This is a genomic window from Klebsiella sp. Ech2A, from assembly GCF_030078455.1.
GTDB lineage: Bacteria > Pseudomonadota > Gammaproteobacteria > Enterobacterales > Enterobacteriaceae > Klebsiella > Klebsiella terrigena.
Genome location: NZ_JAQGFU010000207.1, coordinates 1 through 7,061 on the forward strand (window position 1 = coordinate 1; position 7,061 = coordinate 7,061).

5 protein-coding genes are annotated in these 7,061 nt (G+C 61.3%); 3 read left to right on the plus strand and 2 right to left on the minus strand.

Annotation, left to right across the window (positions count from 1 at the left end; genetic code table 11):
- Positions 1-1,722: elongation factor G (fusA, locus tag PFH44_RS23050; protein ID WP_283826273.1), on the plus strand; the 1,722-nt coding region annotated here is incomplete at its 5' end.
- A 46-nt stretch (positions 1,723-1,768) separates the two neighbouring features.
- Here fusA and sbcB read toward each other — a convergent pair.
- Entirely contained in the window at positions 1,769-3,193 is a 1,425-nt protein-coding gene (sbcB, locus tag PFH44_RS23055; protein ID WP_283826274.1) for an exodeoxyribonuclease I, read from the minus strand.
- Positions 3,194-3,510: 317 nt separating this feature from the next.
- Between sbcB and dacD the strand changes: the two genes are divergently transcribed.
- Together dacD and PFH44_RS23065 are read left to right on the plus strand one after the other, a co-directional pair.
- Complete coding sequence (gene dacD / locus PFH44_RS23060) at positions 3,511-4,677, plus strand: serine-type D-Ala-D-Ala carboxypeptidase DacD (RefSeq protein ID WP_045859491.1); 1,167 nt, start codon at positions 3,511-3,513, stop codon at positions 4,675-4,677.
- 155 nt (positions 4,678-4,832) lie between these two features.
- Positions 4,833-6,269: a capsule assembly Wzi family protein gene (locus tag PFH44_RS23065; RefSeq protein ID WP_283826275.1), complete on the plus strand. Its 1,437-nt coding sequence runs from the start codon at positions 4,833-4,835 to the stop codon at positions 6,267-6,269.
- Here PFH44_RS23065 and PFH44_RS23070 read toward each other — a convergent pair.
- The gene (locus PFH44_RS23070) at positions 6,259-7,032 is read right to left on the minus strand and encodes a molybdate ABC transporter permease subunit (protein ID WP_045859488.1); all 774 of its coding nucleotides are present in this window, start codon (positions 7,030-7,032) and stop codon (positions 6,259-6,261) included. The genes PFH44_RS23065 and PFH44_RS23070 overlap by 11 nt on opposite strands.
- Positions 7,033-7,061 lie beyond the last annotated feature (29 nt).

Sequence of the window (7,061 nt, forward strand, 5' to 3'; positions counted from 1 at the left end):
CGCCTGCCGCCAGACGGTTTCCGACTGCGGCTGGCCTTCATCAATAAAATGGACCGCCCCGGCGCCGATTTCTTCCGCGTGGTGCAGATGATGATCGACCGCCTGAAGGCCAACCCGGTGCCGGTGGTGATTCCCGTCGGCGCCGAGGAGCATTTTGTTGGGGTCGTGGACCTCATCAAAATGCGCGCCATCTTGTGGGACGATGCGACCCAGGGGATGACCTTCAGCTATGCGCCGGTGCCGGATGAGCTGCTGGCAACCGCCCGGCAGTGGCGGGAGAAAATGGGCTCAGCGGCGGCGGAAGCCAGCGATGAGCTGATGGATAAATATCTCGAAACCGGCGATCTGAGCGAGTCTGAGATCGTCGCCGGGCTGCGTAAGCGCACCGTTGCCGGAGAGATCCAGCCGGTGCTGTGCGGCAGCGCCTTTAAGAACAAAGGCGTCCAGCGGATGCTCGATGCGGTCATCGAACTGATGCCGTCCCCGCTGGATATCCCGGCGATTCAGGGCGTTGATGAGCAAGGCCGGCCGGCGGAGCGTCATCCTGCCGACGATGAGCCGCTTTCGGCGCTGGCGTTCAAGCTAATGACCGACCCCTACGTGGGCCAGCTGACCTTTATCCGCGTCTATTCCGGCACCCTGAAGAAAGGGGATGCGGTCTATAACCCGGTTAAAGGCAAAAAAGAGCGTATCGGCCGCATCGTGCTGATGCACGCCAACGATCGCCACGAGGTGGACGAGCTGCATGCCGGCGATATCGCCGCCTGCGTTGGCCTGAAAGACGTCACCACCGGCGACACGCTGTGCGATCCGAATGCGATCGTCACCCTGGAGCGGATGGAGTTTCCGGAGCCGGTGATTTCGCTGGCTATCGAGCCGAAAACCAAAGCGGATCAGGAGAAAATGGGCATCGCGCTGCAGCGCCTGGCCGCGGAGGATCCGTCGTTCCGCCTGCACACCGACGAGGAGTCCGGGCAGACGATTATTTCCGGGATGGGCGAGCTGCATCTGGAAATTATCGTTGACCGGATGCGTCGCGAATTTGGCGTTGAGGCGAACATCGGCCGTCCGCAGGTGACCTACCGCGAGACGATCCGCAAAACGGTGAAAGAGGTGGAAGGCAAGTTCGTCCGCCAGTCCGGCGGCAAGGGGCAGTACGGCCACGTGGTGCTGACTCTCGAACCGCTGGAACCCGGCAGCGGCTTCGTCTTTGAAGACGCCACCAAAGGCGGGGTGGTGCCGCGGGAGTATATTCCTTCGGTGGAAAAAGGCCTGCGCGAAGCGATGGGCACCGGCGTGCTGGCAGGCTATCCGGTGGTGGACGTCAAGGCGACCCTGACTTTCGGTTCGTATCACGACGTCGACTCCTCGGAAATGGCCTTCCGCATGGCGGCCATTTTCGGCTTCAAGGAGGGGGCACGCAGGGCCGATCCGGTGATTCTCGAACCGGTGATGCATGTGGAGGTGGAAACCCCGGAAGAGTATGCCGGCAATATTATGGGCGATCTCTCCTCCCGCCGCGGCATGGTGCAGGGGATGGAAGAGCGCTTCGGCAGCCAGATCATCCGCGCCGACGTGCCGCTGGCCGAGATGTTCGGCTATTCCACGACGCTACGCTCGATGTCCCAGGGGCGGGCGACCTACAGCATGGAGTTCCATCATTACGCGGAGGCCCCGCGTAACGTGGCGGAGGCGATTATCGCCAGCCGCGCGAAAGGGTAAATAACCGTTCCCGGCCTGCATCGCGCAGTCCGGGAATTTATTTATTCTAAACAATATCCTGCGCGTACTGCCACAGCGCTTTCACCAGCATCAGCTTCTCGTTATTGTCAGCATACTGCTGCTGCAGCGTCTGCAGCTCATCGGCATAAGCCTGCAAAAACTCCGGCGTAAACACCTCCCGACGATGCTCTAACCAGCGCTGCTGCTCGGCTTCATCAAGGCTGCCCGGGAAGTTTCGCGCGCGATAGTTAAACAGCAGGCGCTCGATACGCGGATCGGCGAAGGTAATGTCCAGCGCCGGCAGGTTGCGCGGATCGGTCTCCAGCACAATCTTCATCGCCGCGCGGTCGGCATTGCTGAAGAAGCCGTTGTAGAGCTGGGTATCGACGTTATCGGAAGGCACAAACGGCTCCGCTTCGGCGAAAATGGCCACCACTTTTTCCCGCACCTGCGGCTGGCCGCGCAGCAGCTGCAGGTTATCGAGGCAGCGCTGGCGGTCGATGCCCAGACGCTCCGCATCTTCCGGGCGCAGAGTATTGGCCTTGGCCAGCACCGGGCATTTATTGAGGTGGACCAGCTTGATCGGCACCGCCGGCAGGTCGCCGAGGTCGGCTTTGGCGGTATACAGCCGCTCGCGCAGCGCGTCGGCATCCAGCTCCAGCAGCGGCGACATATCGCCGGCAAGGTCAACCATAATCACCGCATTGCGATTCTCCGGATGCCACGCCAGCGGAGCGACCCAGCTGGTGTTGCCGCGCGCGGCGCCGAACATCCCGGAGACGTGGACCAGCGGCGTCATCTGCGGCACGTCAATCAGCGTCGCCAGCTTGCGCTTGTTGCGGAAGGTGTAAAGGTAGTCGAACAGGCGCGGCTGCCGGGTTTTGACCAGCCTGGCCATGGCGATAGTGGCATACACGTCGGCCATCGCATCGTGGGCGTTACTGTGCTCGATGCCGTTGGCCACGGTCAGATGCTCAAGGCGAAAGCTGGGCAGGCCGTCGTCGTTTTCCGGCCAGTTGATGCCTTCCGGGCGCAGCGCATAGCAGGCGCGCATCACGTCCAGCAGGTCCCAGCGCGAGTTATCGTGCTGCCAGCTCCAGGCGTAGGGATCGTAGAAGTTGCGATAGAAAATATTGCGGCTGACTTCGTCATCGAAACGCACGTTGTTGTAGCCCACAATGCAGGTCTTTGGCACCGTGAACAGGTCGTGAATGCGGCGGGCAAAGGCGGCTTCGCTGTCGCCTTTGGCGATCGCTTCCTGCGGCGTGATGCCGGTAATCATCACCGCCTGCGGCTGCGGCAGATAGTCGTCGGCCGGCTTGCAGTAGAACACCTCGGGCTCGCCGATGACGTTGAGATCCGCGTCGGTGCGGATAGCGGCAAACTGCGCCGGCCGGTCAAGGGACGGGCGGGTGCCAAAGGTTTCGTAGTCGTGGAATAAAAATCCGGGCTGATTGGCGCTATCTTGCATAGTCTGTCTATTTTCCGTGGTGGTTGGCGTCCGTACTCTAAATCGTTCGCGGTAAGCGATAAATCTGTCCGCAACGGGTCTGCACGCCGTGTCGCAGCGGCCCGTAAGGCCGGTGCTCAGGGAAGAGCCGTGTCATAACGCCAACGCATATGCTGCTGAAGTATGACGCGCTATGGTAAACGATTTGCCCGGGCATCAGAAGGGCGTCGGCCGCGCAGGGCGTTTATCGTGTCATATTTTCTTGCAATTAAACCATGATATGAAAGGAGAATTTCCGTAAAAAGGACGGCGAATCTGTAAATCTTGAGGATATGCCGTTGAAAGGCCGTTTTTTTATTGCCGTAACTTTGCTCGCTTCGAGCGTTTCCTGCGCCTTTGCCGCAAATGATTTTCCCGTCACCGTGACGCCGCCTTCCATCCAGGCAGGCTCCTGGGTGCTGATGGACTACACCACCGGTCAGATCCTGACCGCCGGTAACGAACATCAGCAGCGCAACCCCGCCAGCCTGACGAAACTTATGACCGGCTACGTCGTTGACCGCGCCATCGACAGCCACCGCATCACCTTTGACGATATGGTCACCGTCGGCAAAGACGCCTGGGCGAAGGGCAATCCGGTATTCGATGGTTCATCGCTGATGTTCCTCAAGCCCGGCGATCGGCTCAGCGTCCGCGATTTAAGCCGCGGGCTTATCGTTGACTCCGGGAACGACGCCTGCGTGGCGCTGGCCGACTACGTTGCAGGCGGCCAGCCGCAGTTCGTCGCCCTGATGAACGAATACGTGCAAAAACTGCACCTGCAGGATACCCATTTTGAAACCGTACACGGGCTGGACGCGCCGGGGCAGCATAGCTCGGCCTACGATCTGGCGGTCCTGTCGCGGGCGATTATTCACGGCGAGCCTGACGTGTACCATATGTACAGTCAGAAAAGCCTGACGTGGAACGGGATCACCCAGCAGAATCGCAACGGCCTGCTGTGGGATAAAACCATGAACGTCGATGGCCTGAAAACCGGCCATACCTCTGGCGCCGGTTTTAACCTTATTGCTTCTGCCGTTGACGGCCAGCGCCGCCTGATTGCGGTGGTGATGGGGGCCGAGAGCCCGAAAGGGCGAGAGCAGCAGGCGGCCAAACTGCTGCACTGGGGCCAGCAAAACTTCGACACCGTCCAGGTCCTGCAAAAAGGCAAAAAAGTGGGCAGCGAGCACATCTGGTATGGCGATAAGGACCAGATCCAGCTCGGCACCGACCAGGACTTCTGGTTAGCGCTGCCGAAGTCGGAGGTTTCGCGGATCAAGGCCAAATATGTGCTGGATCAGAAAGAGCTGGAAGCGCCGATCGCCGCCAATCAGCGGGTCGGCGAAATTTCGCTCTATGACGGCGACAAGGTCGTGGCCCACTGGCCGCTGGTGACGCTGGAAAGCGTTGGCAAGGGCGGCGTATTCTCACGCATGAGCGATTATCTGCATCACAAGCTGTAGCTCCCGGCGCCGCTCTCCTGCGGAGCGGCATCCTTTCTCACCCCACGCCGTTGTGGCACTGGTTGGCGATTCGTTTAGTTTCAGTCAATTACCTTACCTGCTCACCCTTTAAGGAGATTCTCCGGCGCCCGTGCGCCTGAAATGGAGCTGGGAAGATGAAATTTTTCGCGCGTAGTGCGCTTTCTCTGGGGCTTGCGGCCGTTTTGAGTCCCGCAGGCTTTGCCTCTGGTCTGGTTCTGGCCGATAACGACGTCCGCAATGATTTAGCCTGGTTATCCGATCGCGGAACCCTGTCGTTGAGTTTATCGACATGGCCCCTGAGCGAAGAGGAGATCGGCCGCGCGCTGGCCAACGCTCATCCGACGACGCCCGCAGAGAGGGTGGTGCTGAGCCGGGTGAACCAGCGCCTGAGGGCGCTAAAAGCCGACCTGCGCGTCACCGGCTATAGCTCAACCGACCGGCCGGGAACGCCGCAGGGCTTCGCCGAGTCCCGGCCTGCCGACCACTCGCTCTCCGTCGCGCTGAATAACAGCGGCGAATGGTGGGACCTGCACCTGCAGGGCAACGTTGAAGGAGACAAGCGCATCGGCAACGGCTCCAACGTCAACGCCAACGGCGCCTACGGGGCGGTAAAGCTGTGGAACCAGTGGCTGGCGTTTGGGCAAATTCCGCAGTGGTGGGGCCCCGGCTACGAGGGGAGCCTGATTCGTTCCGACGCCGCGCGGCCGATGACCGGCTTTTTGCTGCAGCGCGCCGAGCAGCTGGCTCCGCAGAGCGCCTGGCTAAGCTGGATTGGCCCCTGGCAGTACCAGCTTTCCGCCAGCCAGATGAGCCAGTACGCGGCGGTACCCCATACTAAAATTTTCGGCGGCCGCCTGACGGTCTCACCCTTTACCTCGCTGGAGCTGGGCGCCTCGCGCATTATGCAGTGGGGCGGCGAGGGGCGCCCGTCCTCCTTTGGCAGCTTCTGGGAGGGACTTACCGGGCGCGATAACACCGGTGATTCGGCGGACGATCCGGGCAATCAGCTGGCGGGATTTGATTTTAAACTCAAGCTGGCGCCGACCACCGGCTGGCCGGTAAGCGTCTACGGGCAGATGATCGGCGAGGATGAGGCCGGATACCTGCCGTCCGCCCATCTTTACCTCGGCGGCGTCGAAGGGCATCACCAGTGGAACAGCAGCGCGATTAACTGGTATCTGGAGGCGCACGATACCCGCTCAAATATGGGGCGCACCAACTACATCTATAACCACTTTATCTACAAAGATGGCTACTACCAGCAGGGCTATCCATTAGGCGACGCGATGGGCGGCGACGGGCGCCTGTACGCCGGCAAGGTCGAGCTGGTGACGGAAGAGAATCAGCGCTGGAGCGCACGGCTGATCTACGCCGAGGTGAACCCGAAAAATCAGCGGATTAATAAAGCCTTCCCGCACGCCGATACCCTAAAAGGCGTGCAGTTAGGCTGGAGCGGGGACGTGATGCCTACCGTGCGTCTCAGCACCTCCGTGTGGTATACCGACGCTAACCACAGCGACAGCGACGATCTGGGAGCCAGCATGGGGATTGAGCTCCCTTTTAGCCTGTAACCGCCGGCGGCGATTTTCGCCGCCACGTTGCGCCTCTTCCCAGCGCAAAGCAGGCCAGCGGCAGAGGCAGGGTGACGATCAGCAGCATCCACAGCAGGGTATAAACCGCGTCAACGCCGTCGTTCTGCAGATTGGTATAGAGTTTGACCGGGATCCCCTGGGGGAAATAGGCAAAGATCATCACAATGCCAAACTCGCCGACGGCGCGTACCCAGGCCAGCGCCACCGCCGAGGCCAGCCCCGGCAGCGCCATCGGCAGGGCGAGAAAACGAAAGCGATTCCAGCCCGTAGCCCCCAGCGTTTGTCCGGCCTCAAGGATCGCCTTCGGCACCGTGGCGAAGGCGGAGCGGGCGACCACGATAAAGTAGGGCAGCGCGCCGTAGACCTGCGCCAGGACAAAGGCGGCGGGATTGTTCACCAGCGTGATCCCCACCCGCGTCAGCCACTGTCCGGCCAGCCCGTAGGGGCCGTAGGCCGAAACCAGTAAAATCCCCATCGCCAGCGGCGGCGTCAGCAGCGGGATCATCAGCAGCAGCTCCGCCAGCAAACGCTGACGACCGCTGGCCTGCGACAGCCACCAGGCGGTCGGCAGGCCTATCGCCACGATCGTCACCAGCGCCAGGCTCCCCAGCCCCATTGACACGAGGATCGCATCATCGTCACGCCAGGCCAGCCGCAGATGCTGCCACGGCGTGACGCTAATGAGGGTAATAAAGGGGACGCTGAGCAGCAGCAGAGCCGGCAGCGCGAGCCAGCCGGCAATGCGTCCGGCGCCTTTTACCTGGCGGATAG

Bases quoted from the DNA above. Each gene is read 5' to 3' on its own strand.
- sbcB (WP_283826274.1), bottom strand. From the start codon at position 3,193: ATGCAAGATAGCGCCAATCAGCCCGGATTTTTATTCCACGACTACGAA.
- PFH44_RS23065 (WP_283826275.1), top strand. From the start codon at position 4,833: ATGAAATTTTTCGCGCGTAGTGCGCTTTCTCTGGGGCTTGCGGCCGTT.